1 protein-coding gene and 1 pseudogene are annotated in these 2,907 nt (G+C 42.4%); both read right to left on the reverse strand.

From position 1 onward, the window contains the following. Nucleotides 1-110: 110 nt before the first annotated feature. On the reverse strand, nucleotides 111-2,471 hold the full coding sequence (locus FTU91_RS16030; protein WP_257221774.1) for an EAL domain-containing protein: 2,361 nt from the start codon (nucleotides 2,469-2,471) through the stop codon (nucleotides 111-113). Nucleotides 2,472-2,793: 322 nt separating this feature from the next. Beyond that, nucleotides 2,794-2,907 (reverse strand): annotated as a pseudogene (locus FTU91_RS16035) (IS982 family transposase); the annotation flags it as partial.

A 2,907-nucleotide genomic window follows, 5' to 3' on the forward strand; every position in this document is an offset into this window, starting at 1 on the left:
TCCCAACGCCTTAATGTTTGAATGGAAACACCTAATGTTTTAGCTGCAACGCTAATGCTTACATATTTACTCATGTTGTATATAATAGTATAGAAATAAGTAGATTTCAATTAGTAGTTACAAACCCCCTCAGCCAGTACAGAAATACCCAAAGTTTTTGCTAAGACAATAATCATTTTGGTAATTTCAGCATCATTGGCACTAATCACAATATTACGAACAAAACCTTGATCGATCTTTAATTGATCAATTGGAATTTGTTGTAAATAAGTGAGAGAAGAATAGCCTGTACCAAAATCATCCAGAGAGAACATTATCCCATAACGTTTAAGAATCGTCATTTTTTCAATAATGTCTTCTACCCGCATCACTAAGGCACTTTCGGTCAGTTCAAGCTTGAGTAAATGTGCAGGAGCCTGGGTACGTTCCAGAATATCGAGCACGTCTTGAACAAATTCATCACGGGAAAACTGGCTGGCGCTGACATTTACAGCCATGCTGAGCTGAGCAGTTTGCGGATACTTGGCCCAGTCACTCAATTGTTGACAGGCACTTTCTAATACCCAATGGCCCAGTGGAATAATAAAACCATTTTCTTCTGCAACGGGAATAAAACGCGCAGGTGAAATCATCCCTTTGGTTGGATGCTGCCAACGTAACAAGGCTTCTACGCCAGTCACCTGTTGTGCACCATTGACTTGAGGTTGGTAAAATAGCACCAGCTGATTTTTTTCTAGTGCCTGACGTAATCCGGCATCAATCTCAGCACGTTCCTGAACCTGAGATTGAATCAACGGATCAAAGAAGCGATAGGTATTCCGGCCATAATTTTTTGCTTCAGACAGCGCTATATCTGCGCGTTTAATCGGATCCTGCACATTTTCATATGCTTTTAGCCCCAACAGGCTGATCCCGATACTGGCAGAACTACGATATTCTGAGTCTGCGAAAAAGTAGGGTTGAGCCAGTGCCTGTAAAATACGTTTTGCCGTCTTTTCCGCTTGTTGAATCGTCTCGGTTTCAGATGTGCCAAGTTGATTAAGCAGCACAACAAATTCATCACTACCAAGTCGAGCAACCATGTGATTTGTTTCTACACAATTTAACAGACGAGTGGCAACTTGCTGTAATAACCGGTCTCCAGTTTCATGACCTTCGGTATCGTTTAAAGCTTTAAAATTATCCAGATCAATGCACAAAATTATGCCGAGCTGTTTTTTATTTTCTGCCTCTCTCATGCTCTGTTCAAGATGTTCCAAAAACAGGCTACGGTTGGGTAATTTGGTCAAAGAGTCATAGAATGCCAGCAGGCGTACTTTTTCTTCTGAAGCTTTATAGGCAGAAATGTCGGTAATGGACGCCACATAATGCGTGGTTTGGCCCTTCTTATCACGTACAGCGGCAATCAAGATATGCTGTGGATATAGTTCACCATTTTTGCGCTTATTCCAGATTTCACCTTGCCAGGATCCGGTTGTGTGAATATGTTTCCACATGGTGGTATAGAAGTTTTTGTCATGTATGCCGGATTGCAGGATTTTAGGCTTATGACCAATTAACTCTTGTTCGCTATAACCGGTAATTTCGGTTAAAGCATGATTGGTCCGTAAAATAAGCATATGCGGATCTGTAATTAGCATCCCAACCTGGGAGTCAAATGCCGTTGCAGCGATACGCTGGTTTTCTTCAGCTTTTTTACGTTCAGTAATATCACGTGCTGAGCAAAAAAATACATCGTCATTATCTAGATGTACCAGGACCGAACTGATTTCTACCGGATAACGCTCACCTTGTGCATTCTGGTAAAATGTTTCGAAGCGAATGCCTCCAGGCGTAGAAATCCCTCTGCTGATCAGGTCTTGCAGCTCTGTCTGATCATAGCCGCTATCCCAGTAACACAGTGTTTTGCCCAAGGCTGCCTGCCGAGTACTGCCGATCATACGGAAAAAGGAATCACTGCCTTCAAGCAGCCGACCTTGGCGATCTATGACATGTATCCCATCTTGTGCATTACGCAACAGCATCCGGCTACGACGATTGACCAATAGGTTCGCCCGGATTTGCTGCCAGAGTAACCAGGCAGCAATCGTGGTCACTACAAGGAAAAGCAAGCCCAGCAAAACGGCTTTGATCAGGTCCTCATACCATTGGGCTAGGTAGTCTGTTTCACCAAAGGCAACAACGACAAAAATAGGCATACTGCTGAGTCGACGAAAGCTCCCCATACGCGGAACATGATCGGTTGTTTGTCGTGTATAAATGGTGCCAGACTGTGCCCCGGAGTGAACCCGCTGAGACAGTTCCAGTGGTCCCCCCACAAAACCGACCTGGCCATTCGCTGTTTTGAGTATGGGGTTGCGTGCAATAATTCGCAGATCCAGGTCTTGTACCAACACCACTCCTTTGGAACCTACATCTAGTTCGGTAATCAGATCATTAAAGTAGCTGGCAGGTAATGCAGCGACAATCATGCCTGCAAAAGTTCCATCAGCCTGATTGTAGCGTCGTGCAAATAGATGAACCCAGCCTTGGCCATTGGGATCTTTAATCAGTTTAGTAACAAACAGTTGATTCGTATTTTTCTGTTGGGCCTGTTTAAAAAAACTATAGTTTGCGTAATTGGATGTCTGAGTGCCAATATCATGATCAGCGAATTGGACTTGACCTTTTGCATTGGTAATGTGTATTTGTGTAACAGAGCCGATCCAATCTTTTTCTTTCTGAATAAATAGATTAATTTCTTTATTATCTATTTGTTTTTTATTATCTAATTCTTTTTCTATATAACCCTAGTTACGGATAAGCTAAATTTCTAACGACATGAATTTTTGGCTTATTCTTCTGACAGAGTTGATAAGCACATAAAGATGAAAATATGCCTGCTAGAAAACCGGAAATAGTCCGATG

The sequence above is a fragment of the Acinetobacter sp. YH12201 genome (assembly GCF_013418145.1).
In the GTDB taxonomy this organism is placed as follows: domain Bacteria; phylum Pseudomonadota; class Gammaproteobacteria; order Pseudomonadales; family Moraxellaceae; genus Acinetobacter.